The sequence below is a fragment of the Pseudomonas sp. DVZ6 genome (genome assembly GCF_024259445.1).
Lineage (GTDB): Bacteria > Pseudomonadota > Gammaproteobacteria > Pseudomonadales > Pseudomonadaceae > Aquipseudomonas > Aquipseudomonas peradeniyensis.
Genome location: NZ_JANCLM010000041.1, coordinates 33,824 through 60,775, shown reverse-complemented (window position 1 = coordinate 60,775; position 26,952 = coordinate 33,824). Strand labels below are relative to the sequence as shown.

21 protein-coding genes are annotated in these 26,952 nt (G+C 64.2%); 16 read left to right on the top strand and 5 right to left on the bottom strand.

The window, feature by feature from the left end:
- The first annotated feature begins 101 nt into the window (after nt 1–101).
- Nucleotides 102–3,110, top strand: a complete 3,009-nt coding sequence (locus NMG10_RS21490) for an FAD-binding and (Fe-S)-binding domain-containing protein (protein WP_254465091.1) — start codon at nt 102–104, stop codon at nt 3,108–3,110.
- A 245-nt stretch (nt 3,111–3,355) separates the two neighbouring features.
- Here NMG10_RS21490 and NMG10_RS25985 read toward each other — a convergent pair whose 3' ends face one another.
- The 4 genes from NMG10_RS25985 to phhA form a co-directional block, all read right to left on the bottom strand.
- Nucleotides 3,356–3,484, bottom strand: coding sequence for a hypothetical protein (locus NMG10_RS25985; protein WP_256582346.1), 129 nt, complete (start codon nt 3,482–3,484; stop codon nt 3,356–3,358).
- Nucleotides 3,485–3,850: 366 nt separating this feature from the next.
- Entirely contained in the window at nt 3,851–5,047 is a 1,197-nt protein-coding gene (locus NMG10_RS21485; protein ID WP_203651522.1) for an amino acid aminotransferase, read from the bottom strand.
- On the bottom strand, nt 5,044–5,400 hold the full coding sequence (locus tag NMG10_RS21480) for a 4a-hydroxytetrahydrobiopterin dehydratase (RefSeq protein WP_203651524.1): 357 nt from the start codon (nt 5,398–5,400) through the stop codon (nt 5,044–5,046). The genes NMG10_RS21485 and NMG10_RS21480 overlap by 4 nt, the downstream gene beginning before the upstream one ends.
- Nucleotides 5,401–5,438: 38 nt before the next feature.
- Nucleotides 5,439–6,227 carry a phenylalanine 4-monooxygenase gene (gene phhA / locus NMG10_RS21475; protein ID WP_062360651.1) on the bottom strand — a complete coding sequence of 263 codons (789 nt, stop codon included), beginning with the start codon at nt 6,225–6,227 and terminating at the stop codon, nt 5,439–5,441.
- A gap of 255 nt (nt 6,228–6,482) precedes the next feature.
- Here phhA and NMG10_RS21470 point away from each other — a divergent pair, with 255 nt between their 5' ends.
- The gene (locus NMG10_RS21470) at nt 6,483–8,042 is read left to right on the top strand and encodes a sigma-54-dependent transcriptional regulator (protein ID WP_203651526.1); all 1,560 of its coding nucleotides are present in this window, start codon (nt 6,483–6,485) and stop codon (nt 8,040–8,042) included.
- Nucleotides 8,043–8,264: 222 nt separating this feature from the next.
- Here the strand turns inward: NMG10_RS21470 and NMG10_RS21465 are convergent, their stop codons facing one another.
- Nucleotides 8,265–8,519: a DUF2790 domain-containing protein gene (locus NMG10_RS21465; RefSeq protein WP_023630669.1), complete on the bottom strand. Its 255-nt coding sequence runs from the start codon at nt 8,517–8,519 to the stop codon at nt 8,265–8,267.
- Between the two features lie 406 nt (nt 8,520–8,925).
- Here NMG10_RS21465 and acs point away from each other — a divergent pair, with 406 nt between their 5' ends.
- The 14 genes from acs to alaS all read left to right on the top strand — a co-directional run bounded on the left by acs (nt 8,926) and on the right by alaS (nt 26,887).
- Nucleotides 8,926–10,887 (top strand): acetate--CoA ligase, encoded by a 1,962-nt coding sequence (gene acs / locus NMG10_RS21460; protein ID WP_254465090.1) that lies wholly within the window; start codon nt 8,926–8,928, stop codon nt 10,885–10,887.
- A 549-nt stretch (nt 10,888–11,436) separates the two neighbouring features.
- Nucleotides 11,437–12,222, top strand: coding sequence for an ABC transporter substrate-binding protein (locus tag NMG10_RS21455; protein ID WP_203651530.1), 786 nt, complete (start codon nt 11,437–11,439; stop codon nt 12,220–12,222).
- A 91-nt stretch (nt 12,223–12,313) separates the two neighbouring features.
- Complete coding sequence (locus tag NMG10_RS21450) at nt 12,314–13,003, top strand: ABC transporter permease (RefSeq protein ID WP_028691070.1); 690 nt, start codon at nt 12,314–12,316, stop codon at nt 13,001–13,003.
- On the top strand, nt 13,000–13,698 hold the full coding sequence (locus tag NMG10_RS21445) for an ABC transporter permease (protein ID WP_203651534.1): 699 nt from the start codon (nt 13,000–13,002) through the stop codon (nt 13,696–13,698). Before NMG10_RS21450 ends, NMG10_RS21445 begins: the two co-directional genes overlap by 4 nt.
- A gap of 22 nt (nt 13,699–13,720) precedes the next feature.
- Nucleotides 13,721–14,485: an ABC transporter ATP-binding protein gene (locus NMG10_RS21440; protein ID WP_023630946.1), complete on the top strand. Its 765-nt coding sequence runs from the start codon at nt 13,721–13,723 to the stop codon at nt 14,483–14,485.
- Between the two features lie 103 nt (nt 14,486–14,588).
- Nucleotides 14,589–15,569, top strand: coding sequence for a transcriptional regulator ArgR (argR, locus tag NMG10_RS21435; protein WP_254465089.1), 981 nt, complete (start codon nt 14,589–14,591; stop codon nt 15,567–15,569).
- A 340-nt stretch (nt 15,570–15,909) separates the two neighbouring features.
- The gene (locus tag NMG10_RS21430; protein WP_203651539.1) at nt 15,910–17,130 is read left to right on the top strand and encodes an aspartate aminotransferase family protein; all 1,221 of its coding nucleotides are present in this window, start codon (nt 15,910–15,912) and stop codon (nt 17,128–17,130) included.
- A 136-nt stretch (nt 17,131–17,266) separates the two neighbouring features.
- A complete protein-coding gene (gene aruF, locus NMG10_RS21425) occupies nt 17,267–18,286 on the top strand; it encodes an arginine/ornithine succinyltransferase subunit alpha (RefSeq protein ID WP_203651541.1) in 1,020 nt (339 codons plus the stop codon).
- A 55-nt stretch (nt 18,287–18,341) separates the two neighbouring features.
- Nucleotides 18,342–19,370 (top strand): arginine N-succinyltransferase, encoded by a 1,029-nt coding sequence (astA, locus tag NMG10_RS21420; protein ID WP_232857738.1) that lies wholly within the window; start codon nt 18,342–18,344, stop codon nt 19,368–19,370.
- Nucleotides 19,371–20,834, top strand: coding sequence for a succinylglutamate-semialdehyde dehydrogenase (gene astD / locus NMG10_RS21415; protein WP_254465088.1), 1,464 nt, complete (start codon nt 19,371–19,373; stop codon nt 20,832–20,834). It begins immediately after the preceding gene.
- Nucleotides 20,835–20,857: 23 nt separating this feature from the next.
- Nucleotides 20,858–22,207, top strand: coding sequence for an N-succinylarginine dihydrolase (gene astB, locus NMG10_RS21410; protein ID WP_234561803.1), 1,350 nt, complete (start codon nt 20,858–20,860; stop codon nt 22,205–22,207).
- A 15-nt stretch (nt 22,208–22,222) separates the two neighbouring features.
- A complete protein-coding gene (locus tag NMG10_RS21405) occupies nt 22,223–22,513 on the top strand; it encodes a hypothetical protein (protein WP_011534960.1) in 291 nt (96 codons plus the stop codon).
- Nucleotides 22,514–22,523: 10 nt separating this feature from the next.
- On the top strand, nt 22,524–23,531 hold the full coding sequence (astE, locus tag NMG10_RS21400) for a succinylglutamate desuccinylase (RefSeq protein WP_232857741.1): 1,008 nt from the start codon (nt 22,524–22,526) through the stop codon (nt 23,529–23,531).
- 731 nt (nt 23,532–24,262) lie between these two features.
- Nucleotides 24,263–26,887, top strand: coding sequence for an alanine--tRNA ligase (gene alaS / locus NMG10_RS21395; RefSeq protein ID WP_254465087.1), 2,625 nt, complete (start codon nt 24,263–24,265; stop codon nt 26,885–26,887).
- Nucleotides 26,888–26,952: the final 65 nt, after the last annotated feature.

Here is a 26,952-nt window from a genome sequence, read left to right as displayed (position 1 = left end):
CCCCCCGCGATGGCGCCATCGCGGGGCAAGCCCGCTCCCACGAGATGTTGCAATGCCTGGAACCCGTGAACTAGCCAATATCGAATAGAGGCCATCCTTCGATGATCGCCCAGCTGCCGCCCCGCGCGCCCGCCGCCCATTACCCTGAATTCCTCGAAGCCCTGAAGAACAGCGGCTTCCGTGGCCAGATCAGTGCCGACTACGGCACCCGTACCGTGCTGGCCACCGACAACTCCATCTACCAGCGGCTGCCCCAGGCGGCGGTGTTCCCGTTGGATGCCGACGATGTGGCGCGGGTTGCCACGCTCATGGCCGAGCCACGCTTTCGCGACATCAAGCTGACCCCGCGTGGTGGCGGCACCGGCACCAACGGCCAGTCGCTGACCGACGGCATCGTCGTCGACCTGTCGCGGCACATGAACAGCATTCTCGAGATCAACGTCGAGCAGCGCTGGGTGCGGGTCCAGGCGGGCGTGGTCAAGGACCAGCTCAACGCCGCGCTCAAGTCCCATGGGCTGTTCTTCGCGCCGGAGCTTTCGACCTCCAACCGCGCCACCGTCGGCGGCATGATCAACACCGACGCCAGCGGCCAGGGCAGTTGCACCTATGGCAAGACTCGCGACCACGTGCTCGAGCTGCACAGCGTGCTGCTTGGTGGCGAGCGCCTGCACAGCCTGCCGATCGACGACGCGGCCCTGGAGCAGGCCTGCGCCGCGCCCGGCCGGGTCGGCGAGGTGTACCGCATGGCCCGCGAGATCCAGCAAACCCAGGCCGGGCTGATCGAAAGCACCTTCCCCAAGCTCAACCGCTGCCTGACCGGCTACGACCTGGCGCACCTGCGCGACGAGCAGGGCCGCTTCAACCTCAACAGCGTGCTGTGCGGCGCCGAAGGCTCGCTGGGCTATGTGGTCGAGGCCAAGCTCAATGTGCTGCCGATCCCGAAGTACGCGGTGCTGGTCAACGTACGCTACACCAGCTTCATGGACGCCCTGCGCGATGCCAACGCGCTGATGGCGCACAAGCCGCTGTCGATCGAGACCGTTGACTCCAAGGTGCTGATGCTGGCGATGAAGGACATCGTCTGGCACAGCGTCGCCGAGTACTTCCCGGCCGATGCCGAGCGCCCGACGCTGGGCATCAACCTGGTGGAGTTCTGCGGCGACGAGCCGGCCGAGGTCAATGCCCGGGTCGAGGCGTTTGTCGCGCACCTGCAGCGCGACACCAGCGTCGAGCGCCTGGGGCATACCCTGGCGGAGGGCGCCGAGGCGGTCACCAGGGTCTACACCATGCGCAAGCGTTCGGTGGGGCTGCTGGGCAACGTCGAAGGCGAGGTGCGGCCACAGCCGTTCGTCGAGGACACCGCCGTGCCGCCGGAGCAACTGGCTGACTACATCGCCGACTTCCGCGCGCTGCTCGACGGTTACGGCCTGGCCTACGGCATGTTCGGCCATGTCGATGCCGGCGTGCTGCACGTGCGCCCAGCGCTGGACATGAAGGATCCGGCCCAGGCCGCGCTGGTCAAGCCGATCTCCGATGCCGTGGCGGCGCTGACCCAGCGCTATGGCGGCCTGCTCTGGGGCGAGCATGGCAAAGGCCTGCGCTCCGAGTACGTGCCGGAATACTTCGGCGCGTTGTACCCGGCACTGCAGCGCCTCAAGGGCGCCTTCGATCCGCACAACCAGCTCAACCCGGGCAAGATCTGCACCCCGCCGGACAGCGCCGAAGGCCTGACCCCGGTGGATGGCGTGACCCTGCGCGGTGACCTTGACCGCAGTATCGACGAACGCGTCTGGCAAAGCTTCGGCAGCGCCGTGCACTGCAACGGCAACGGCGCCTGCTACAACTACGATCCCAACGACGCCATGTGCCCGTCGTGGAAGGCCACCCGCGAACGCCAGCACTCACCCAAGGGGCGCGCTTCGCTGATCCGCGAATGGCTGCGCCTGCAGGGCGAAGCGAACATCGATGTGCTCGCCGCCGCCCAGCGCAAGGCGTCCTGGTTCAAAAGGCTGCCGGCGCGCTTGCGTAACAGCCGTGCGCGCCAGGAAGACTTCTCCCACGAGGTGTACGACGCCATGGCCGGCTGCCTGGCGTGCAAGTCCTGCGCGGGGCAGTGCCCGATCAAGGTCAATGTGCCGGACTTCCGCTCGCGCTTCCTCGAGCTGTACCACGGCCGCTACCAGCGTCCGCTGCGCGATTACCTGATCGGTTCGCTGGAATTCACCATCCCGTACCTGGCCCATGCACCGGGCCTGTACAACGCGGTGATGGGCTCGAGGTGGGTGAGCAGGCTGCTGGCGGACAAGATCGGCATGGTCGACAGCCCGCTGATCAGCCGTTTCAACTTCCAGGCCACCCTGACCCGTTGCCGCGTCCAGGTGGCGAGCGTTCCGGCCCTGCGCGAGCTGACCCCGGCCCAGCGCGAACGCAGCATCGTGCTGGTGCAGGATGCCTTCACCCGCTATTTCGAGACGCCACTGCTGGCCTCGTTCATCGAGCTGGCCCATCGCCTGGGGCACAAGGTATTCCTCGCGCCTTACAGCGCCAACGGCAAGCCGTTGCACGTGCAGGGTTTCCTCGGTGCCTTCGCCAAGGCGGCGATCCGCAACGCCACCCAGCTCAAGAGCCTGGCCGACTGCGGCGTGCCGTTGGTGGGGCTGGACCCGGCGATGACCCTGGTCTATCGCCAGGAGTACCAGAAGGTCGATGGCGTGGAGTGCCCGTCGGTGCTGTTGCCCCAGGAATGGCTGATGAACGTGCTGCCCGAGCAGGCGCCGGTCAAGGCCGACAGCTTCCGCCTGATGGCCCACTGCACCGAGAAGACCAATGTGCCGGCCAGTACCCGGCAGTGGGAGCAGGTGTTCGCCCGCCTGGGGTTGAAGCTGGTCACCGAGGCCACCGGCTGCTGCGGCATGTCCGGTACCTATGGGCATGAAGCGCGGAACCAGGAAACCTCGAGGACCATCTTCGAGCAGTCCTGGGCGACCAAGCTGGACAAGCAGGGCGAGGCGTTGGCGACCGGTTATTCGTGCCGCAGCCAGGTCAAGCGCATGACCGAGAAGCAGTTGCGCCATCCGCTGGAGGTGGTGTTGCAGTACGCGCAGCGCTGAGGCGCGTCATTCGGTGCAGGCCTCTTCGCGGGTAAACCCGCTCCCACAGGATCGTCGCTGCCTTTGATGGCGGTGCTGTACCTGTGGGAGCGGGTTTGATGGAAACGACTTGCAGGGTGACCGCAATGGGGGTGCGGTAAGTCGGGTATGGAAGTCTTCGGTAGGGCTTCTGGACGGTGTGAAAACGCGATGACGGGGATGTCCCGCAGGTCAGCCGTTTTCACACAGTCGGGTGGGGTGCGCGATTATTCCTGGTCGGCGCTGGATTGATCGTCACCGTCCTGGTCGACGGCGGGCGTCGGTTCGGCGTGGGCGGCAACGGATTGCTCTTCGGGGTTCAGGCTTGGGAAGGGAAGATTCGGGATTTCATGCATCTCGTCGTTCCTCGCAAGTGTGAGTGAAAAGGCGGCGCCAGGGCGCATGTGTGGCTTCGAAAAGCTGGGGCAGGATACAGCAGTCTGGATGACAGTTTGAGATTTTTGCCGGGCGCTGGTCGGTTTTAGCGGGCGATCAGCGCACCGCCGACTGTGTTCGGGCGCCGGAAACACTGTGGGAGCAACAGTCTTGTACTGCCTGCGTTCGATTCATCGCAGGCTGCGCTCCCCCACAGTTACAGCGCTTGATGTCGAAGCGGCGCGTATCCTGTGGGAGCGGGTTTACCCGCGAACACCGGCGAAGCCGGTGCCATCCACCGCGTCGCTTGCTTCGCGGCTAAAGCCGCTCCCACAGGTACTGCGATATCAGCGACAGACGTCGGCGATGGCCGCCGCCAGCTTCTCCAGGCGCTGCGCATCCGCCCCGGCGATGTTCGCCCGGCCGGTACCGACCATGTACACACTGTGCCGTTCACGCAGCAGGCGCACTTGCTCGGGGTTCAGCCCGGTGTAGGAGAACATCCCGCGTTGCGCGGCGATGTGCGCGAAGCGCTCGGCCAGGCCGTGTGGCGCCAGCGCCTGCACCAGGCCCTGGCGAAGCTCGGCAATGCGCTGACGCATGGCGTTCACTTCCTCGACCCACAGCGCCTTGAGCGCCGGATCACCGAGGATCTCGGCGACCACTGCGGCACCATGGTCCGGTGGCGTCGACCACAGGTTGCGCGCAATGAACGCCAATTGGCTGCGCACATCCAGCAGTTTCTCGGCATCGTGGCTGCACACCAGCAGGGCGCCGGTGCGATCGCGGTACAGGCCGAAGTTTTTCGAGCAGGAGCTGGTGACCAGCAGTTCCGGCAGTTCGGCGGCAAACAGGCGCACCGCCCAGGCGTCTTCCTCCAGGCCGTCACCGAAGCCCTGGTAGGCAAAATCGATCAGTGGCAGCAGGTTGCGGCGCTTGACGATGTCGAGTACCGCGCGCCAGTCGTCCTGGCCCAGGTCGAAGCCGGTCGGGTTGTGGCAGCAGGCGTGCAGTAGCACCACGTCGCCTTCCGGTGCCTGTTCCAGCGCGGCGAGCATGCCGTCGACGTTAAGGCGGTTGTCCTTGCCCACGTAGGGGTAGTGGGACACCTTGAGCCCGGCGCCGGCGAAGATCGTCTCGTGGATCGGCCAGGTCGGGTCGCTCAGCCAGATGCCACGCCCCGGCAGGCAATGGGCGATGAACTCCGCCGCCAGGCGCAGGGCGCCGGTGCCGCCCGGGGTCTGGGTGGCACCGGCGCGCTGGCTGGCCAGCAACGGCGATTCGCTGCCCAGCACCAGTTCGCTGATCAGGCGCCCGAACGCCGCGTCACCATGGCCACCGATGTAGCTTTTGGTGGCCTGGCGTTCGACCAGGCGCTGCTCGGCCTGCTTGACCGCTGCGGGAATCGGCGTCAGGCCCTGGGCGTCCTTGAACACGCCGACCCCCAGGTCGAACTTGGCCGGATTGTCGTCGCGGGCGTAGGCCTCCATCAGCCCCAGGATCGGGTCGCCAGGGACCCGTCCGATGGCCGCGAAGTGCATCACTTGCGCCCTTCGGCGGTTTTGGCGACCTCGTCGGTGCGCGCGCACATGATGAAGTCGTTGCGGTGCAGGCCCTTGATCGAGTGGCTCCACCAGGTCACGGTGACCTTGCCCCACTCGGTCAGCAGGCCCGGGTGATGGCCTTCGGCTTCGGCGATCTCGCCGACGGCGTTGGTGAAGGCCAGGGCGTGCTTGAAGTTCTTGAACAGGAACACGCGCTCGAGCTCCATGTGGCCGTCGCGGGTTTCGATGTTCCAGTCCGGGATCTGCCGGATCAATACCGGCAGTTCCTCGTCGCTGACTTTCGGCGCATCGGCGCGGCAGGCTTCGCAGTGGGCTTGGTTCAAGGCATTCATGGGTGTTTTCCGGTTTGAGTTGTTATCGACAGGGGCGCTCAGGCGGCGACCTTGGGTGGAAACTTCGGTGCGTGCAGGCCCAGCTGCATGGCCTGGTGGACCATGGCCATGATGTCTTCGTGGGCCAGGTCGAACAGGCGTTTCATGTTCGGCAGGACGAAGTACAGGGGCTGCAGGATATCGATGCGGTACGGCGTGCGCATGGCCTCGATCGGGTCGAAGGCCTGGTGCTCCGGCTCGCCGGACAGGCTGTAGACGGTCTCCTTCGGCGAGGAGAGGATGCCGCCGCCATAGATCTTGCGACCCTGCGCGGTCTCCATCAGGCCGAACTCGATGGTCATCCAGTACAGGCGCGCCAGGTACACACGCTGTTCCTTGGTCGCCGCCAGGCCCAGCTTGCCGTAGGTGTGGGTAAATTCGGCGAAGAAGGGGTTGGTCAGCAGCGGGCAGTGGCCGAAGATCTCGTGGAAGATGTCGGGCTCCTGCAGGTAGTCCAGTTCTTCCGGGGTGCGGATGAAGGTGGCGACCGGGAAGCGCTTGCTGGCCAGCAGCTCGAAGAAGGTCTGGAAGGGGATCAGCGCCGGCACGCGGGCGACCTGCCAGCCGGTGGTGGCGCCCAGCACCTTGTTGATTTCGCCGAGCTGGGGGATGCGGTCATGGGGCAGCTTGAGCTGCTCGATGCCGTCCAGGTATTCCTGGCATGCCCGGCCTTCGATCACTTTCAGTTGGCGAGTGATCAGGGTGTTCCACACCGCATGCTCTTGCTGCGGGTAGTCGATAAAACCATGCGCATCGGGCTCGCGTGCCACGTATTGCGTCTGTTTCATGTGGCTCTCCTGGTGAGGGCGTTCTTGTTATGTACAGGACATACCTTAGGAATATCCCTACAAACGCTGCTTTGCACTGGGGTGAAGGGCAGTTAATCGTCGCCGCTCATCCTGAATTCGTAACGATAATTTTACAAAAATACCCTTATCCCGGAAAATCACGGGTGTCGAGCTGGGCAGAAGGTTGATTTTGTCAGCTTATCTTTACGACTTTTCCGCGCGCCGGGTAAAAACCTGGCCGCTTCGAGAGCCTTCATGCGTATCAAAGTGCACTGCCAGAACCGCATCGGCATCCTGCGGGACATCCTCAACCTGCTGGTGGAGTACGGCATCAACGTGCTGCGCGGCGAGGTGGGGGGGGATCACGGCAACGCCATCTATCTGCATTGCCCGAACCTGATCAACCTGCAGTTCCAGGCCCTGCGGCCGAAGTTCGAGTCGATCGCCGGGGTGTTCGGGGTCAAGCGCGTCGGCCTGATGCCCAGCGAGCGCCGGCACATGGAACTCAATGCGCTGCTGGGCGCGCTGGACTTCCCGGTGCTGTCGATCGACATGGGCGGCAGCATCGTTGCCGCCAACCGTGGCGCGGCGCAGTTGCTCGGGGTGCGGGTGGACGAGGTGCCGGGCATTCCGTTGTCGCGCTATGTCGAGGACTTCGACCTGCCGGAGCTGATCCGCGCCAACAAGTCGCGGATCAACGGCCTGCGCATCAAGGTCAAGGGCGATGTGTTCCTCGCCGATATCGCGCCGTTGCAGTCGGAGCATGATGACAGCGAGGCCCTGGCGGGCGCGGTGATCACCTTGCATCGCGCCGATCGCATCGGCGAGCGCATCTACAACGTGCGCAAGCAGGAGCTGCGTGGCTTCGACAGCATCTTCCAGAGCTCGCGGGTGATGGCTGCGGTGGTGCGCGAGGCGCGGCGCATGGCGCCGCTGGATGCGCCGCTACTGATCGAGGGCGAGACCGGTACCGGCAAGGAATTGCTGGCGCGCGCCTGCCATCTGGCCAGCCCTCGTGGCCAGGCGCCGCTGATGGCGCTCAACTGCGCCGGCCTGCCGGAGTCGATGGCCGAGACCGAGCTGTTCGGCTATGGCCCAGGGGCGTTCGAAGGCGCACGGGCCGAAGGCAAGCTGGGGCTGCTGGAGCTTACCGCCGGTGGCACGCTGTTCCTCGATGGCGTCGGGGAGATGAGCCCGCGCTTGCAGGTCAAGTTGCTGCGCTTCCTGCAGGATGGCTGTTTCCGCCGGGTCGGCAGTGACGAGGAGGTGTACCTGGATGTGCGGGTGATCTGCGCGACCCAGGTCGATCTGTCCGAGCTGTGCGCCCGGGGCGAGTTCCGACAGGACCTCTACCATCGCCTCAACGTGCTGTCGCTGCACATTCCGCCGCTGCGCGAATGCATGGATGGCCTGGAGGGGCTGGTGCAGCACTTCCTTGACCAGGCCAGCCGGCAGATCGGCTGCCCGATGCCGCGCCTGGCGCCGGCGGCGATGGACAAGCTTGCTCAATATCATTGGCCGGGCAACGTGCGCCAGCTGGAGAACGTGTTGTTCCAGGCGGTGTCGTTGTGCGAGGGCGGGGTGGTGAAGAGCGAACATATCCGTTTACCGGATTATGGCGCGCGCCAGCCATTGGGCGAGTTTTCCCTGGATGGCGATCTTTCGCAAATTGTCGGGCGGTTTGAAAAGGCGGTATTGGAAAGTTTGATGAGTGAATTTACAAGTAGCCGGGCGCTGGGGAAAAGATTGGGTGTTTCCCATACGACCATTGCCAACAAGTTGCGGGATTACTCGCTGAACAAGTCGGTGGAGTGAGGGTGGCTAACTACCTTGAAAGTTACACTTGTCCCTGTAGGAGCGGCCTTGTGCCGCGAAAGGGCCGCAAAGCGGCCCCGACGATCTTGGCATGCTGCTGAAAACCCGGGGCCGCTACGCCGCCCTTTCGCGGCACAAGGCCGCTCCTACAGGGATCGCGCAAGGCCTGAGGTTGGCGCGGTCGGAGTGGGAGCGGGCTTGCCCCGCGATAAACCTATGGCCTCAGCCGTTGGAACAACCGTTCCCCATCACGCGGTATTCGAGAATGTGCTTCTGGCCCTGGGAGTCCTCGTAGGTCATGCGGGCCGGCACCACTTCACAGACGTTCGGCACTTCGCTCATGGAGATGACGCGGGCGATGTCCAGGTGCTGCGAATAACTGTACTGTTCAACCGGAATCTGCTCGACATCTTTTGCTTCGCCGGCCAATGCCGCGCCGCAAAAACCGCCAAGTACCAATACCAGTAAAGCTTTCATTTTCAAGTTACCTGTCTAAGGTCGTGAGGGGGCACGCGGCGCTTATGGCGCCGCGAGTACAGCAAGTTTCAACTATCGGGATGAGGTACGGATTAACGCTGCCTGCGTGGGGGCTGTTACCAAGTTAATCGCGTTGCCGTTGCTGGCGAGATGAATTTTAGGGAGGCGCCCACGGCTGAAACAGAGGGGGTTTTGATAAAGTCTTTTGACAGAATCTGTAACAATCCCCGTCGAAACCCTGTCTTTTCCTCTCGGAGATAGCTGCATGCCATGTACTAGAGCGGTCGCGCCTGATTGGTGAGTCGACGGCCCGTCGTGTTACTACCAACGTCGAATGGCCTTGGCCGCTCTGGTACAGTTACAAACGGTTCCATACAAAAACAACTATTACACCGAGGTAACACAGATGAGTGCGGCTCCACTGTATCCCGTTCGTCCCGAGGTTGCGGCCAGTACCCTGACCGACGAGGCCACCTACAAGGCCATGTACCAGCAATCGGTGATCAACCCGGACGGCTTCTGGCGCGAGCAGGCCCAGCGTCTGGACTGGATCAAGCCTTTCACCAAGGTCAAGCAGACCTCGTTCGACGACCACCATGTCGATATCAAGTGGTTCGCCGACGGCACTCTGAACGTTTCCTACAACTGCCTGGACCGCCACCTCGAAGAGCGCGGCGACCAGCTGGCGATCATCTGGGAGGGCGACGACCCTTCCGAACACCGCAACATCACCTACCGCGAGCTCCACGAGCAGGTCTGCAAGTTCGCCAACGCCCTGCGTGGCCAGGACGTGCACCGCGGCGACGTGGTCACCATCTATATGCCGATGATTCCCGAGGCAGTGGTCGCCATGCTGGCCTGCGCCCGCATCGGTGCGATCCACTCGGTGGTGTTCGGCGGCTTCTCGCCGGAGGCGCTGGCCGGTCGCATCATCGACTGCAAGTCGAAAGTGGTGATCACCGCCGACGAAGGCCTGCGCGGCGGCCGCCGTACCCCGCTCAAGGCCAACGTCGACCTGGCCCTGACCAACCCTGAAACCAGCAGTGTGCAGAAGATCATCGTGTGCAAGCGCACCGGTGGCGACATCGCCTGGCACCAGCATCGCGACATCTGGTACGAAGACCTGATGAAGGTTGCCTCCAGCCACTGCGCGCCGAAAGAGATGGGCGCCGAGGAGGCGCTGTTCATCCTCTATACCTCCGGCTCCACCGGCAAGCCCAAGGGCGTGCTGCACACCACTGGCGGTTACCTGGTGTATGCCGCGCTGACCCACGAGCGCGTGTTTGACTACCGTCCGGGCGATGTCTACTGGTGCACCGCCGACGTGGGCTGGGTCACCGGCCACAGCTACATCGTCTACGGCCCGCTGGCCAACGGCGCCACCACGCTGCTGTTCGAAGGAGTGCCGAACTACCCGGACATCACCCGGGTGTCGAAGATCGTCGACAAGCACAAGGTCAATATCCTCTACACCGCGCCAACCGCCATTCGCGCCATGATGGCCGAAGGTGAAGCGGCGGTGGCCGGTGCCGATGGCTCCAGCCTGCGCCTGCTGGGCTCGGTGGGCGAGCCGATCAACCCCGAGGCCTGGAACTGGTACTACAAGACCGTCGGCAAGGAGCGTTGCCCGATCGTCGATACCTGGTGGCAGACCGAGACTGGCGGTGTGCTGATCAGCCCACTGCCAGGCGCCACCGCACTGAAGCCTGGCTCGGCGACCCGCCCGTTCTTCGGCGTGGTGCCGGCGCTGGTGGACAACCTGGGCAACCTGATCGAGGGCGCCGCCGAGGGCAACCTGGTGATCCTCGACTCCTGGCCGGGCCAGTCGCGCTCGCTGTACGGCGATCATGACCGTTTCGTCGACACCTACTTCAAGACCTTCCGTGGCATGTACTTCACCGGTGACGGTGCCCGTCGCGACGAAGACGGCTACTACTGGATCACCGGTCGCGTCGACGACGTGCTCAACGTCTCCGGACACCGCATGGGCACCGCCGAGATCGAGAGCGCGATGGTGGCGCATCCGAAGGTCGCCGAAGCGGCGGTGGTGGGCGTGCCGCACGATATCAAAGGGCAGGGCATCTATGTCTATGTCACCCTCAATGTCGGCGAGGAGTCGAGCGAGCAACTGCGCCTTGAGCTGAAGAACTGGGTGCGCAAGGAAATCGGCCCGATCGCCTCGCCGGATGTGATCCAGTGGGCGCCGGGGCTGCCGAAGACCCGTTCGGGCAAGATCATGCGCCGCATCCTGCGCAAGATCGCCACCGGCGAGTACGACGCGCTGGGTGATATCTCCACGCTGGCCGACCCAGGGGTGGTGCAGCACCTGATCGACACCCACAAGGCGATGAGCCTGGCCACCGCCTGAGTCGAAGCGTCGCGGCAAGTCGGCTCCTGAAGGTCGTGGGAGCGGGCTTGCCCCGCGATCAGGCCATCAGTAAAAGCCCCGCCCACACCCGGCGGGGTTTTTGCTTTACTGATGCAGACTGTTACTCCGACATTCATCGGTAACCCTGGCTGTCACCGATTTCGCCCAAATGCGGGGCTTGTGGAAACATTCATGTGCCATTTGAGTGCATTCCTGCGAGCATTTTGTGCAGGGTCGCACGCTGCGCTTGCCGGAATACAAGGCTTTGCCAATAATGGGCCCGCTTATTGCTTTGGGTATAGGTTATTTCTCTTTTGCTCTTGCATATCTCGCAGGAGCTGTCAATATCGCCCGCCGCGGTTCCTGGCGCTTCTGTAATTAGTTGTCGCTTTGAAGAAATATCGACCATCGGGCTGTCGCTAGAATGCCACTCACTCGCTCGTGGTCTGCGACCTTGGTCGAAACCTGCGCGGCTCGCGCTGTACCCATTCGCATATCGGGCAGCCGTTACAACTGCCTTGTATTGCCCCGTACCGATGGAGTTACCTGATGAAGAAGCTCGCACTGCTTGGCGCCCTGGCGCTTTCCGTGTTTTCCCTGGTATCGCAGGCCGATGAGAAGCCGTTGAAGATCGGTATCGAGGCCGCCTACCCACCCTTCGCCTTCAAGCAGCCTGATGGCAGCCTCGCCGGCTTCGACTACGACATCGGCAACGCCCTGTGCGAAGAGATGAAAGCCAAGTGCACCTGGATCGAGCAGGAGTTCGACGGCCTGATCCCGGCGCTGAAAGTGCGCAAGATCGACGCCATCCTGTCGTCCATGTCGATCACCGACGATCGCAAGAAGTCGGTCGACTTCACCAAGCGCTACTACCTGACCCCGGCGCGCCTGGTCATGAAGGAAGGCACCACCGTCAGCGACAGCCTGGCTGAGCTCAAGGGCAAGAAGATCGGCGTGCAGCGCGGCTCGATCCATGATCGCTTCGCCAAGGAAGTCCTGGGCGCGCAAGGCGCCACCGTCGTGCCTTACGGCACCCAGAACGAAATCTACCTGGACGTCGCCGCCGGTCGTCTTGACGGTACCGTGGCCGACGCCACCCTGCTCGAAGACGGTTTCCTGAAAACCGACGCCGGCAAGGGCTTTGCCTTCGTAGGCCCGGCCTTCACCGATTCCAAGTACTTCGGTGACGGTATCGGCATCGCCCTGCGCAAGGGTGACAAGGCCAACGCCGACCGCATCAACGCCGCCATCGATGCGATCCGTGCCAACGGCAAATACAAAGAGATCGAGAAGAAGTACTTCAACTTCGACATCTACGGTCCAGACTCGAAGTAAGCCATCGAGTTTCACCTGTGCAATGGTGCAAACAGCAGAAGCTCTGAGGTTTGCACCATTTTTCATTCCCAAGCCCTGAGGAATTCGAATCATGTTGAAAGGCTATGGGGCAGTCATCCTCGACGGAGCGTGGCTGACGCTGCAGCTCGCCCTGTCGTCGATGGCCCTGGCCATCGTCCTCGGCCTGATCGGCGTGGCGCTGCGCTTGTCGCCGGTGCGCTGGCTGGCCTGGCTGGGGGATCTGTATTCCACGGTGATCCGTGGCATCCCTGACCTGGTCCTGATCCTGCTGATCTTCTACGGCGGCCAGGACATCATCAACCGGGTGGCGCCGCTGCTCGGCTATGACGACTACATCGACCTGAACCCCCTGGTCGCCGGCATCGGCACCCTGGGCTTCATCTTCGGTGCCTACCTCTCGGAAACCTTCCGCGGCGCCTTCCTGGGGATTCCCAAGGGGCAGGCCGAGGCGGGTGCGGCCTACGGCATGAGCGGTGTCCAGGTGTTCTTCCGGATCATGGTGCCGCAGATGATCCGCCTGGCGATCCCGGGCTTCACCAACAACTGGCTGGTGCTGACCAAGGCGACCGCGCTGATTTCGGTGGTCGGTCTGCAGGACATGATGTTCAAGGCCAAGCAGGCGGCGGACGCCACCCGCGAACCCTTCACCTTCTTCCTCGCGGTGGCGGCGTTGTACCTGGTGCTGACCAGTGTCTCGCTGCTGGCGCTGAAGTATCTCGAGAAGCGCTACTCGGTGGGCGTCAAGGCGGCTGAACTATGATCTTCGACTACAACGTCATCTGGGAGGCCCTGCCGCTGTACCTGGGCGGCCTGCTGACCACCCTCAAGCTGCTGGCGCTGTCGCTGCTGTTCGGCCTGCTGGCGGCAATTCCGCTGGGCCTGATGCGCGTCTCCAAGCAGCCGCTGGTGAACATGAGTGCCTGGCTGTACACCTACGTGATCCGCGGCACGCCGATGCTGGTGCAGTTGTTCCTGATCTACTACGGCCTGGCCCAGTTCGAGGCAGTGCGCGAGAGCTTCCTGTGGCCGTGGCTGTCCAGCGCGACCTTCTGCGCCTGCCTGGCCTTCGCCGTCAACACTAGTGCCTACACCGCCGAGATCATCGCTGGCAGCCTCAAGGCCACGCCCCATGGCGAGATCGAGGCGGCCAAGGCCATCGGCATGTCGCGCATGAAGATGTACCGCCGCATCCTCCTGCCGTCGGCCCTGCGCCGGGCGCTGCCGCAGTACAGCAACGAAGTGATCATGATGCTGCAGACCACCAGCCTGGCGTCGATCGTCACCCTGATCGACATCACCGGTGCCGCGCGCACGGTCAACGCCCAGTACTACCTGCCTTTCGAGGCCTACATCACGGCGGGCGTGTTCTACCTGTGCCTGACCTTCATCCTCGTGCGCCTGTTCAAGATGGCCGAACGCCGCTGGCTCGGCTACCTGGCGCCGCGCAAGCACTGACCGCTCTGTGAGATCCGACAGCATGTACAAACTTCAAATCCAAGACCTGCACAAGCGCTACGGCAGCCATGAGGTGCTCAAGGGCGTCTCCCTCGAAGCCAAGGCAGGCGACGTGATCAGCATTATCGGCTCCAGCGGCTCGGGCAAATCGACCTTCCTGCGCTGCATCAACCTGTTGGAGCAGCCGCACGCGGGCAAGATCCTGCTCAACAACGAAGAGCTCAAGCTGGTGGCCGGCAAGGACGGCGCGCTCAAGGCCGCCGATCCGAAACAGCTGCAGCGCATGCGCTCGCGCCTGTCGATGGTGTTCCAGCATTTCAACCTGTGGTCGCACATGACGGCGCTTGAGAACGTCATCGAGGCGCCGGTGCATGTGCTGGGCGTGAACAAGAAGGAAGCGCTGGAGAAGGCCGAGCACTACCTGGCCAAGGTCGGCGTGTCCCATCGCAAGGATGCCTTCCCCGGCCACATGTCCGGCGGCGAGCAGCAGCGCGTGGCCATTGCCCGCGCCCTGGCCATGGAGCCTGAGGTGATGCTGTTCGACGAGCCGACCTCGGCGCTCGACCCGGAGCTGGTGGGCGATGTGCTCAAGGTCATGCAGTCGCTGGCCCAGGAAGGCCGCACCATGGTGGTGGTCACCCACGAGATGGGCTTTGCCCGCGAGGTGTCCAACCAGCTGGTGTTCCTGCACAAGGGGCTGGTGGAGGAGCGCGGCTGCCCGCGCGAGGTGCTGGTCAATCCGCAGTCCGAGCGCCTCAAGCAGTTCCTTTCCGGCAGCCTGAAGTAATCGCTGCAAATTTGCACCATAATGGGGCATGCTGCGCCATCCGCGCGGCATGCCCTGGCGCCACAAGCGCGAACCTTTCCTTCCAGGTTTCGGACCACGCCCTATGACCACCCAGCGAATCGGATTTCTCATCTGGCCAAGCACCAAGCCGCTGACCCTGGCGTTGGCCGAAGAGGTGCTGCAGGTGGCCCAGCGGGTGCATCCGGACGTGGTCTACGAGCTGGCCTATCTGCAGGCCGAAGCCGTGCAGGAGGGTGCCTGGCGCCTGCCGGGCGAGGCCTGGAACGGTCGTCTGGAGGGTTGCCACAAGCTGTTCCTGCTGGCCGACGAGCCGCCGACGGCCATCGGCTCGTCGCTGTCCGCCGCGCTCAAGCAGCTGGCGCGCAGCGGCTGCATGATCGGCGGCCTGTCTGCTGGGGTGTACCCGCTGGCGGCGCTGGGCCTGCTTGATGGCTACCGCGCCGCGGTGCACTGGCGTTGGCAGGATGATTTCGCCGAGCGCTTCCCCAAGGTGATCGCCACCAGCCACCTGTTCGACTGGGACCGTGATCGCCTGACTGCCTGCGGCGGCATGGCGGTGACCGACCTGCTGCTGGCGGTGCTTGCGCGCGATCATGGCGCGGAGCTGGCGGGCGCGGTGTCGGAAGAGCTGGTGGTCGAGCGTATCCGTGAAGGGGGCGAGCGCCAGCGCATTCCGCTGCAGAATCGCCTGGGCTCCAGCCATCCCAAGCTCACCCAGGCGGTGCTGCTGATGGAGGCCAATATCGAGGAGCCGCTGACCACCGACGAGATCGCCCAGCATGTGTGCGTGTCCCGTCGCCAGCTGGAGCGGATCTTCAAGCAGTACCTCAATCGCGTGCCCAGTCAGTATTACCTGGAGCTGCGCCTGAACAAGGCACGGCAGATGCTGATGCAGACCAGCAAGTCGATCATCCAGATCGGATTGTCCTGCGGTTTCTCCTCGGGGCCGCATTTCTCCAGTGCGTACCGCAATTTCTTTGGCGCCACACCGCGTGAAGACCGTAACCAGCGGCGCAGCAGCAGCCCGTTCGAGCTGAGTTCGGCGCCGGCCGAGCGGGGCTGATTTCTCTATTGTCTGTGCCGGCCTCTTCGCGGGTAAACCCGCTCCCACAGGCAATCTGCTGTTTTCAGGTACGGTGCCATCCTGTGGGAGCGGGTTTACCCGCGAAGAGGCCGGTGCAGGCAACCTCTTTTCATATGTGAACGGTCGTTCACCCGATTCCTATCTCCCGTTACACTGCGCGATTGCGACACTGTTTGTCGCATTGCCGAAAACCGCGTGAAAACACGGTTTGGCGCTGTAACAAGTTGTCGCCTGGCAGCAAGGACAGGCGCCGATCAGTCCTTACAATCCCTTCATCGCTCGCCACTTCCAGGCCAGCGTTCCTCTTCAGGAGACTCAGATGTCCGTTGAGCAAGCCCCGGTGCAACGTGCCGATTTCGACCAGGTCATGGTTCCCAACTACTCCCCGGCGGCGTTCATTCCTGTGCGAGGCGAGGGTTCCCGAGTCTGGGACCAGACCGGTCGCGAGCTGATCGACTTCGCCGGCGGCATCGCGGTTAATGCCCTGGGCCACTGCCATCCGGCGCTGGTCAAGGCGCTCACCGAGCAGGCCAACACCCTCTGGCACGTCTCCAACGTGTTCACCAACGAGCCGGCCCTGCGCCTGGCGCACAAGCTGGTGGACGCGACCTTCGCCGAGCGTGCGTTCTTCTGCAACTCTGGTGCCGAGTCCAACGAGGCCGCCTTCAAGCTGGCCCGTCGCGTCGCCCACGACCGCTTCGGCCCCGAGAAGCACGAAATCATCGCCACCGTGAACAGCTTCCACGGTCGCACCCTGTTCACCGTCAGCGTCGGTGGCCAGCCCAAATACTCCGACGGCTTCGGTCCGAAGATCACCGGCATCAGCCATGTGCCGTACAACGACCTGGAAGCGCTGAAAGCGCAGATTTCCGACAAGACCTGCGCCGTGGTCATTGAGCCGATCCAGGGCGAGAGCGGCGTGGTCCCGGCCGACCAGGCCTACCTGGAGGGCGCGCGCAAACTGTGCGACGAGCACAACGCCCTGCTGATCTTCGACGAAGTCCAGACCGGTGTCGGCCGTACCGGCTCGCTGTACGCCTACCAGCACTACGGCGTCACCCCGGACATCCTCACCAGCGCCAAGAGCCTGGGCGGCGGCTTCCCGATCGGCGCCATGCTGACCACCAGCGACCTGGCCAAGCACCTGGCCGTCGGCACCCACGGCACCACCTACGGTGGCAACCCGCTGGGCTGCGCCGTTGCCTGCGCGGTGCTGGATGTGATCAACACCCCGGAAACCCTGGCGGGCATCAAGGCCAAGCATGAGCGCTTCAAGACTCGTCTGGAGAACATCGGCCAGCAAACCGGCCTGTTCACCCAGGTGCGTGGCGTCGGCCTGCTGATCGGCTGCGTGCTGAGCGAGGCCTGGAAAGGCAAGGCCAAGGACATCCTCAACGCCGCCGAGAAAGAAGGCGTGATGGTCCTGCAGGCAGGTCCCGACGTGGTGCGCTTCGCCCCGAGCCTGGTGGTCGAGGATGCCGACATCGACGAAGGCCTGGATCGTTTCGAACGCGCCGTGGCAAAACTGATCAAGGGCTGATCGCCCTTCGCCGGCCCCGAGAAGGGGCTGGCGATACCCGAATTCCAGTGCGGGCACCTGCTTGCAGGTGGTGGCGCGTGCCCGCCGTTTTTCCGTGCCGATGTGATCGGCGCGCTTTCCCGAAAGGAGTGACACCATGCTGGTGATGCGCCCCGCGCAAATGGCTGATCTGAACGAAGTGCAGCGCATGGCTGCCGACAGCCCCATTGGTGTCACCTCGCTGCCGGATGACGCCGGCCGCCTGGGCGACAAGATCGCCGCCTCGGAAACCTCGTTCGCTGCCGAGGTCAGCTTCAATGGCGAAGAGAGCTACTTCTTCGTGCTTGAGGACAGCGCCACCGGCAAGCTGGTCGGCTGCTCGGCCATCGTCGCTTCGGCCGGCTACTCCGAGCCGTTCTACAGCTTTCGCAACGAGACCTTCGTGCACGCCTCCCGCGAGCTGAAGATCCACAACAAGATTCACGTCCTGTCGCTGTGCCACGACCTCACCGGCAACAGCCTGCTGACCAGTTTCTACGTGGTGCCGGAACTGGTGAGCAGCGCCTTCGCCGAGCTCAACTCACGGGGCCGCCTGCTGTTCATGGCCGCGCACCCCGAGCGCTTCGCCGAGTCGGTGGTGACCGAGATCGTCGGCTACAGCGACGAGCAGGGCGAGTCGCCGTTCTGGGACGCCATCGGCCGCAACTTCTTCGACCTCAACTACGCCGACGCCGAGCGCCTGTGCGGCCTGAAGAGCCGCACCTTCCTCGCTGAACTGATGCCGCACTACCCGATCTACGTGCCGCTGCTGGCCGACGAGGCGCAGGAGGCCATGGGCCAGGTGCACCCGCGGGCGCAGATTACCTTCGACATCCTCATGCGCGAAGGCTTCGAGACCGAGCATTACATCGACATCTTCGACGGCGGCCCGACCCTGCACGCCCGCGCCTCGGGCATCCGCTCCATCGCCCAGAGCCGGGTGGTGCCGGTCAAGCTCGACGAGACGCCAGTCAAGGGCGGCCGTCCGTACCTGGTGTGCAACGGCCAGTTGCAGGATTACCGCGCCGTGCTGCTGGAGCTGGACTGGGTGCCGGGCAAGCCGGTCAGCCTGAGCGGCGAAGCCGCCGAGGCCCTGGGTGTCGGCGAAGGCGCCAGCGTGCGCCTGGTCGCGGTCTGAACCGCCGGAACAGAGAGTTTCGCGGCAGGCACAGACCGCCGCACAAGGAGATAGCATGATCGTTCGTCCTGTACGCAGCAGCGATTTACCCGCGCTGATCGAATTGGCCCGCAGCACCGGCACCACCGGCCTGACCACGCTGCCGGCCAACGAGGAGCGCCTCGGCCAACGGGTCGGCTGGGCCGAGAAAAGCTTTCGCGGCGAAGCCGAGCGCGGCGACACCGACTACCTGTTCGTGCTGGAGAACGACGAAGGCATGGTGGTCGGCATCAGTGCCATCGCCGGTGCCGTCGGCCTGCGCGAGCCCTGGTACAACTACCGGGTCGGCCTGACCGTCAGCGCCTCGCAGGAGCTGAACATCTACCGCGAGATCCCCACGCTGTTCCTGGCCAACGACCTGACCGGCAACTCCGAGCTGTGCTCGCTGTTCCTGCGCAGCGACTACCGCAGTGGCCTCAATGGCCGTCTGCTGTCCAAGGCGCGGATGCTGTTCATCGCCGAGTTCCCGCAGCTGTTCGGCAACAAGATCATCGCCGAGATGCGCGGCATGTCCGACGAGGCAGGCCGTTCGCCCTTCTGGGAGAGCCTGGGCCGGCACTTCTTCAAGATGGAGTTCAGCCAGGCCGACTACCTCACCGGCGTGGGCAACAAGTCGTTCATCGCCGAACTGATGCCCAAGTTCCCGCTGTACACCTGCTTCCTCTCGGAAGCGGCGCGCAGCGTCATCGGCCGCGTGCACACCGACACGGAGCCTGCGCTGGCCATGCTCAAGCGCGAAGGCTTCAACTACCAGGGCTACGTCGACATCTTCGACGCAGGTCCCGCCATCGAGTGCGAGACCTCGAAGATCCGCGCCGTGCGTGACAGCGAGACCCTGGTACTGGCCGTCGGCACCCCGGGTGACGACGCCACCCCTTACATCATTCACAACCGCAAGCGCGAAGACTGCCGCATCACCGCCGCACCGGCGCGCCTGGCGGCAGGCACCCTGGTGGTCGATCCGCAGACCGCCAAGCGCCTGCGCCTGGGCGCTGGCGACAATGTCCGCGCCGTGCCGCTGTCCGCCGGTCGGGAGGCCCAGTAAATGAACACGCATTACATCGCAGGCCACTGGCTGGCCGGCCAGGGTGAAACCCTGCAGTCGCTCAACCCCGTCACCCAGGCGCTGATCTGGCAAGGGCAGGGCGCCGACGCCGCCCAGGTCGAAACCGCCGTGCAGGCCGCCCGCCAGGCGTTCCCGGCCTGGGCATCGCTGAGCCTGGAGGCGCGCATCAGCGTGCTGGAGGCCTTCGCCGAGAAGCTCAAGGCCAATGCCGAGGCGCTGTCGCGCTGCATCGGCGAAGAAACCGGCAAGCCCCTGTGGGAGTCGGCCACCGAAGTGACCAGCATGGTCAACAAGGTCGCCATCTCGGTGCAGAGCTACCGCGAGCGCACCGGTGAGAAGAGCGGCCCGCTGGCCGATGCCACCGCCGTGTTGCGGCACAAGCCCCATGGCGTGGTGGCGGTGTTCGGCCCGTACAACTTCCCCGGCCACCTGCCCAACGGCCATATCGTTCCGGCGTTGCTGGCCGGCAACTGCGTGGTGTTCAAGCCCAGCGAGCTGACCCCCAAGGTCGCCGAGCTGACGGTGCAGTGCTGGATCGAGGCCGGCTTGCCGGCCGGCGTGCTCAACCTGGTCCAGGGCGCCCGCGAAACCGGCGTGGCGCTGGCTGGCAACCCGGGTATCGATGGCTTGTTCTTCACCGGTTCCAGCCGCACCGGCAACCTGCTGCACCAGCAGTTCGCCGGCCGCCCGGACAAGATCCTCGCCCTGGAAATGGGCGGTAACAACCCGCTGGTTGTCGATGAGGTCAAGGACCTGGACGCTGCGGTGTACACCATCATCCAGTCGGCGTTCATCTCCGCCGGTCAGCGTTGTACCTGCGCCCGCCGCCTGCTGGTGCCGCAGGGCGACTGGGGTGACGCGCTGATCCAGCGCCTGGTCGAGGTGAGCCGCAGCATCAGTGTCGGTGCCTTCGATCAGCAGCCCGCGCCCTTCATGGGTTCGGTGATTTCGCTGCAGGCCGCTCGCGCACTGCTGGCGGCCCAGGCCGAGCTGCTCGGCAAGGGCGCCGTGGCATTGCTGGAGATGACCCAGCCACAGGCCGGCGCTGCCTTGCTCACGCCGGGCATCATCGATGTCAGCGCCGTGGCCGAGCGCCCGGACGAAGAGTTCTTCGGCCCGCTGCTTCAGGTGATCCGCTACGCCGACTTCGACGCGGCGATCGAGGAGGCCAACAACACCCAGTACGGCCTGGCCGCTGGGCTGCTGTCGGACTCCAACGCCCGCTACCAGCACTTCTGGCTGCGCAGCCGCGCCGGCATCGTCAACTGGAACAAGCAGCTGACCGGCGCCGCCAGCAGCGCGCCGTTCGGTGGCGTCGGCGCCAGCGGCAACCACCGCGCCAGCGCCTACTACGCGGCGGACTACTGCGCCTACCCCGTGGCTTCGCTGGAGACCGCGAGCCTTGCACTGCCGGCGACCCTGACGCCGGGCGTCACCCTATAACAACAGGTCTCGGAGCCTTGCCGATGAAATCCTTTGAAGTGAATTTTGATGGCCTGGTGGGGCCGACCCACAACTACGGCGGCTTGTCGTACGGCAACGTGGCCTCGCAGAGCAACAGCCAGCAGGGTTCCAACCCGCGCGAGGCGGCGCGCCAGGGCCTGGCGAAGATGAAGGCGCTGATGGAAATGGGCTTCCAGCAGGGCGTGCTGGCCCCGCAGGAGCGTCCGGACGTGGCCGCGCTGCGTCGCCTGGGCTTCACCGGCAGCGATGCCGAAGTGATCCAGCGTGCGGCCAAAGACGCAATGCCGCTGTTGGTCGCCAGTTGCTCGGCCTCGAGCATGTGGGTGGCCAACGCCGCCACCGTCAGCCCCAGCGCCGATACCGCCGATGGCCGCGTGCATTTCACCGCCGCCAACCTCAACTGCAAGTACCACCGCAGCATCGAGCACCCGACCACCAGCCGCGTGCTGGGCGCCATGTTCAGCGATGACAAGGTCTTCGCCCACCATGAGGCGCTGCCGGCGGTTGCCCAGTTCGGCGACGAAGGCGCGGCCAACCACACCCGCTTCTGCCGCGCCTATGGCGAGGCCGGCGTCGAGTTCTTCGTCTATGGCCGCAGCGCTTTCGACAGCCGCTATCCCGCGCCGCAGAAGTATCCGGCGCGCCAGACCCTGGAAGCCTCCCAGGCCGTCGCTCGCCTGCACGGGCTGAGCGATGAAGGCGTGGTCTACGCTCAACAGAATCCGGCGGTGATCGATCAGGGCGTGTTCCACAACGACGTGATTTCGGTGGGCAACGGCGAGGTGCTGTTCTATCACGAGGACGCGTTCCTCGAGACCGACACCGTGCTCGGCCAGCTGCAGGCTAAACTGGCCAGCAAGGGCGGCAACTTCCAGGGTATCTGCGTGCCGCGCGCGGCGGTGACGGTGGAGGACGCGGTGCGTTCCTACCTGTTCAACAGCCAGCTGCTCAGCCGCGAAGACGGTTCGATGCTGCTGGTGGTGCCGGAGGAGTGCCGCAACAACGAGCGCGTCTGGGCTTATCTGAGCCAGCTGACCAGCCAGGGCGGCCCGGTGAAGGAGGTCAAGGTTTTTGACCTCAAGCAGAGCATGCAGAACGGTGGCGGCCCGGCTTGCCTGCGTCTGCGCGTGGCGCTGAAGGAAAACGAACTGGCGGCGGTCAATCCAGGCGTTATCATGACCGCCTCGCTGTACGACACCCTGGTGCAGTGGGTCGACAAGCACTACCGCGATCGCCTCGGCGAAGCGGACCTGGCCGACCCGCAGCTGCTGGTGGAATGCCGCACGGCCCTGGATGACCTGACCCAGATCCTCAAGCTGGGCTCGGTGTATCCGTTCCAACGCCAACCTTGATAGAGAGAAATTGCAATGTCCGACGCCCTGCGCCTGATCCTGGAAGATGAAGACGGCACCCAGCTGGAAACCTCGTGCACCCGTTTTGCCGTGGTCTGGCAAGGCAAGGAAGTGTGGATCCAGCAGGACGGCCGCGGCCAGCTGCTGATCGGCGTCGATGTCGAGGAAGACGACACCGAGTACGCCAACCTGCTGCTGCGCCCGATGGCCACCAACCTGGTCAGCCTGCAACTGGAAATGGAACCGGCCGACGTTGCCGGTGACGACGACCACGTCCACGGCCCGGACTGCGGCCACCACCACTAAGGAAGCGCCTATGCTCGCCCTCGGCAAACTGCTTGAGCTGACCCTGACCGATCACGAACCGGCCGAGAAGACCCAAGTGACCACCCGGGGCGTGCGTTTGCGCTGGCTGGGGGAGGGCGCACTGGAAGTGCGCCCGCCCGAAGGTGAGGATTGCGGGCTCGACCTGCTGTTGTCGGCCGGTATCCATGGCAACGAGACGGCGCCGATCGAGTTGCTCGAAAGGCTGCTGCACGGCGTGGCCAACGGCAAGATCAAGCCGCGTGCGCGGGTGCTGTTTTTGTTCGGCAACCCGGCGGCGATCCGCAAGGGCGAGCGCTTCATCGAGCAGGACATCAACCGCCTGTTCAATGGCCGCCACGAACTCTCCAGTGGCTTCGAGGCGCTGCGCGCCGCGGAGCTTGAGCAGTTCGCCCGGGTGTTCTTCAGCAAGCCTGAGCGCACTCGTTTGCATTACGACCTGCATACTGCCATCCGCGGGTCCAAGATCGAGCAGTTCGCCTTGTATCCCTACAAGGAGGGCCGCACGCATTCCCGACGTGAACTGGCGCGCCTGGCTGCGGCAGGGATGGAGGCAGTGCTGTTGCAGAGCAAGTCTTCGATTACTTTCAGTGCCTTCACCTATGAGCAGCTGGAGGCCGAGGCCTTTACCCTCGAATTGGGCAAGGCGCGGCCATTTGGGCAGAACGAAGGCGTCAATCTCGACAAGCTCGAAGAACGCCTCATCCAGATCATCGAAGGTACCGAGCCTGAGACCGGCGACTCGCTCGATAGCCTGAAGCTGTTCAGCGTCGCCCGCGAGATCATCAAGCACAGCGACAGCTTCCACCTGCACCTGCCGGCGGACATCGAAAATTTCTCCGAGCTCAGCAAGGGCTACCTGCTGGCCGAAGACCTGGCCGAGACGCGCTGGGTGGTGGAGGAGGAGGGCGCGCGAATCATCTTCCCCAACCCCAAGGTGAAGAACGGGCTGCGCGCCGGGATCCTGATCGTACCGGATTCGGGGCAACGGCTGGCTTAAGCCTTGCGCGATCCCTGTAGGAGCGGCCTTGTGCCGCGAAAGGGTCGCAAAGCGACCCCGGCAATATCTGCTTTGCTGCTGAGATCCTGGGGCTGCTTTGCAGCCCTTTCGCGGCACAAGGCCGCTCCTACAGGAACGCTCAGCGCTTGGCCGGTTTTGGATCCCTTCGGTGATGAAATTCTTTTAATTCACCAACCTGTTAATTTTCCCCGTCCCGGGACCGTAATTGGCTTGCCAGTAGCGAAACGCTGGCTTTAGCATCGCGGTCATGCCGTTTTCTGCCCGACTCGGGCTAACGGCTGGCTTAAGCCTTGCGCGATCCCTGTAGGAGCGGCCTTGTGCCGCGAAAGGGTCGCAAAGCGGCCCCGGCAATATCTGCTTTGTTGCTGAGATCCTGGGGCTGCTTTGCAGCCCTTTCGCGGCACAAGGCCGCTCCTACAGGAACGCTCAGCGCTTGGCCGGTTTTGGATCCCTTTGGTGATGAAATTCTTTTAATTCACCAACCTGTTAATTTTCCCCGTCCCGGGACCGTAATTGGCTTGCCAGTAGCGAAACGCTGGCTTTAGCATCGCGGTCATGCCGTTTTCAATTGCTGTAGTCCGACAAACCGTCCATTCGACGGTTTCTATCGCATAAACACACTGCACCGAGACTGCAGGACCGATATAATGCGGCCCTTTGCCGTCGTTTCGTCGATTCGACGTGTGGCCGCCGTTTCCGTGGAAGAACCTATGAAAAGCGCAGAAATCCGTGAAGCCTTCCTCCGCTTCTTCGAAGAGCAGGGACATACTCGCGTTGCCTCCAGCTCCCTGATCCCGGGCAATGACCCGACCCTGCTGTTCACCAACGCCGGCATGAACCAGTTCAAGGACTGCTTCCTCGGCCAGGAAAAGCGCGCCTATACCCGCGCCGTGAGCAGCCAGAAGTGCGTACGCGCCGGTGGCAAGCACAACGACCTGGAAAACGTCGGCTACACCGCCCGTCACCACACTTTCTTCGAGATGCTGGGCAACTTCAGCTTCGGCGACTATTTCAAGCGCGATGCCATCACCTTCGCCTGGACCTTCCTGACTTCGGACAAGTGGCTGAACCTGCCGAAGGAAAAACTGTGGGTCACCGTCTACGCCAGCGACGACGAGGCCTACGACATCTGGACCAAGGAAGTCGGCGTGCCGGCCGAGCGCATGGTGCGCATCGGTGACAACAAGGGCGCCCCGTACGCCTCCGACAACTTCTGGACCATGGGCGACACCGGTCCGTGTGGCCCGTGCACCGAGATCTTCTACGACCACGGCGCCGACATCTGGGGCGGCCCACCCGGCTCGCCGGAAGAAGACGGCGATCGCTACATCGAGATCTGGAACAACGTCTTCATGCAGTTCAACCGCACCGCCGACGGCGTCCTGCACCCGCTGCCGGCGCCGTCGGTGGATACCGGCATGGGCCTGGAGCGCATCAGTGCGGTGATGCAGCACGTGCACTCGAACTACGAGATCGACCTGTTCCAGAGCCTGCTGGCCGCTGCCGCCAAAGCCATCGGTTGCGCCAATGACGACCAGCCATCGCTGAAAGTGGTTGCCGACCACATCCGTTCCTGCGGCTTCCTGATCGCCGACGGCGTGCTGCCGTCCAACGAAGGCCGCGGCTACGTGCTGCGCCGCATCATTCGTCGCGCCTGCCGCCACGGCAACAAACTGGGCGCCAAGGGCAGCTTCTTCCACAAGATCGTCGCCGCGCTGGTGGCCGAGATGGGCGAAGCCTTCCCTGAGCTTACGAGCCAGCAGGCGCACATCGAGCGCGTGCTCAAGACCGAGGAAGAGCAGTTCGCCAAGACCCTCGAGCAGGGCCTGCGCATCCTCGAGCAGGACCTGGCCCAGCTGCAGGGCCAGGTCGTGCCAGGGGATGTGGTGTTCAAGCTGTACGACACCTATGGCTTCCCCATGGACCTGACCGCCGACATCGCCCGCGAGCGCGAGCTGACCATCGACGAAGCCGGCTTCGAGCGCGAGATGGAGGCCCAGCGTGAGCGTGCCCGCTCCGCCAGCGCCTTCGGCATGGACTACAACAGCCTGGTCAAGGTCGACACCGCCACCGACTTCCTCGGCTATGACGCCACCGAAGGCCAGGGCAAGGTCATCGCCCTGTACAAGGACGGCCAGGCCGTCGAGCAACTGGCTGAAGGCGAGGAGGGCGTCGTGGTCCTCGACCGCACCCCGTTCTACGCCGAGTCCGGCGGCCAGGTTGGTGACTGCGGCTACCTGCAGGCCGGCGCCGTGCGCTTCGACGTGCGCGACACCACCAAGACCGGTGGTGCCTTCCTGCACCACGGCGTGGTCGCCAGCGGAGCGCTGACTGTCGGTGCCGCAGTTGATGCCCGCGTCGATGCCGACGTGCAGCACGCCACCTCGCTGAACCACTCCGCCACCCACCTGCTGCACGAAGCCTTGCGTCAGGTGCTGGGCGAGCACGTGCAGCAGAAGGGCTCGTTGGTCGACAGTCAGCGCCTGCGTTTCGACTTCAGCCACTTCGAGGCGGTCAAGCCAGAGCAGATCAAGGCCCTGGAAGACATCGTCAACCGCGAAGTGCGTCGCAACACCGAGGTACAGACCGAACTGACCGATATCGAGACCGCCAAGGCCAAGGGTGCCATGGCGCTGTTCGGTGAGAAGTATGGCGACACCGTGCGCGTGCTGAGCATGGGCGGTGACTTCTCCGTCGAGCTGTGCGGTGGCATCCACGCCAAGCGCACCGGCGACATCAGCCTGTTCAAGATCATCAGCGAAGGTGGCGTGGCCTCTGGCGTGCGCCGTATCGAAGCGATCACCGGCGCCGCCGCGCTGGCCTACCTGAACACTGCCGAAGAGCAGGTCAAGGAAGCCGCGCAGCTGGTCAAGGGCAATCGCGACAACCTGATCGACAAGCTGTCGGCTGTGCTCGAGCGCAACCGCCAGCTGGAAAAGCAGCTCGAGCAGCTGCAGGCCAAGGCCGCCAGCGCCGCCGGGGATGATCTCTCCAACGCGGCCGTTGAGGTCAAGGGCGCCAAGGTCCTCGCCGCCCGCCTGGATGGGCAGGACGGCAAGGCGCTGCTGGCGCTCGTCGATCAACTGAAGAACAAGCTCGGCCACGCAGTGATCCTGCTGGGCAGCGAGCATGAGGGCAAGGTCGTGCTGGTGGCTGGCGTGACCAAGGACCTCTCCAGCCAACTCAAGGCTGGCGACCTGATGAAACAAGCTGCTGCGGCGGTCGGTGGCAAGGGCGGCGGTCGTCCTGACATGGCCCAGGGTGGTGGCGTCGACGTCGCCGCGCTGGACCAGGCGCTGGCCCTGGCCGTGCCGTTCGCCGAGCAGGGACTTTGAGATGGCGGGGGCGTCGGTCTAGTCGGCGTCCCCGCCATGTTGGATTGTTTTTTGGGGCCCTTGAG

Bases quoted from the DNA above. Each gene is read 5' to 3' on its own strand.
- NMG10_RS21450 (WP_028691070.1), top strand. From the start codon at position 12,314: ATGTTGAAAGGCTATGGGGCAGTCATCCTCGACGGAGCGTGGCTGACG.
- NMG10_RS25985 (WP_256582346.1), bottom strand. From the start codon at position 3,484: ATGCATGAAATCCCGAATCTTCCCTTCCCAAGCCTGAACCCCGAAGAG.
- alaS (WP_254465087.1), top strand. From the start codon at position 24,263: ATGAAAAGCGCAGAAATCCGTGAAGCCTTCCTCCGCTTCTTCGAAGAG.
- NMG10_RS21470 (WP_203651526.1), top strand. From the start codon at position 6,483: ATGCGTATCAAAGTGCACTGCCAGAACCGCATCGGCATCCTGCGGGAC.
- argR (WP_254465089.1), top strand. From the start codon at position 14,589: ATGACCACCCAGCGAATCGGATTTCTCATCTGGCCAAGCACCAAGCCG.
- NMG10_RS21455 (WP_203651530.1), top strand. From the start codon at position 11,437: ATGAAGAAGCTCGCACTGCTTGGCGCCCTGGCGCTTTCCGTGTTTTCC.
- astA (WP_232857738.1), top strand. From the start codon at position 18,342: ATGATCGTTCGTCCTGTACGCAGCAGCGATTTACCCGCGCTGATCGAA.
- aruF (WP_203651541.1), top strand. From the start codon at position 17,267: ATGCTGGTGATGCGCCCCGCGCAAATGGCTGATCTGAACGAAGTGCAG.
- astE (WP_232857741.1), top strand. From the start codon at position 22,524: ATGCTCGCCCTCGGCAAACTGCTTGAGCTGACCCTGACCGATCACGAA.
- NMG10_RS21465 (WP_023630669.1), bottom strand. From the start codon at position 8,519: ATGAAAGCTTTACTGGTATTGGTACTTGGCGGTTTTTGCGGCGCGGCA.
- astD (WP_254465088.1), top strand. From the start codon at position 19,371: ATGAACACGCATTACATCGCAGGCCACTGGCTGGCCGGCCAGGGTGAA.
- NMG10_RS21405 (WP_011534960.1), top strand. From the start codon at position 22,223: ATGTCCGACGCCCTGCGCCTGATCCTGGAAGATGAAGACGGCACCCAG.
- phhA (WP_062360651.1), bottom strand. From the start codon at position 6,227: ATGAAACAGACGCAATACGTGGCACGCGAGCCCGATGCGCATGGTTTT.
- NMG10_RS21445 (WP_203651534.1), top strand. From the start codon at position 13,000: ATGATCTTCGACTACAACGTCATCTGGGAGGCCCTGCCGCTGTACCTG.
- NMG10_RS21430 (WP_203651539.1), top strand. From the start codon at position 15,910: ATGTCCGTTGAGCAAGCCCCGGTGCAACGTGCCGATTTCGACCAGGTC.
- astB (WP_234561803.1), top strand. From the start codon at position 20,858: ATGAAATCCTTTGAAGTGAATTTTGATGGCCTGGTGGGGCCGACCCAC.
- acs (WP_254465090.1), top strand. From the start codon at position 8,926: ATGAGTGCGGCTCCACTGTATCCCGTTCGTCCCGAGGTTGCGGCCAGT.
- NMG10_RS21480 (WP_203651524.1), bottom strand. From the start codon at position 5,400: ATGAATGCCTTGAACCAAGCCCACTGCGAAGCCTGCCGCGCCGATGCG.
- NMG10_RS21490 (WP_254465091.1), top strand. From the start codon at position 102: ATGATCGCCCAGCTGCCGCCCCGCGCGCCCGCCGCCCATTACCCTGAA.
- NMG10_RS21440 (WP_023630946.1), top strand. From the start codon at position 13,721: ATGTACAAACTTCAAATCCAAGACCTGCACAAGCGCTACGGCAGCCAT.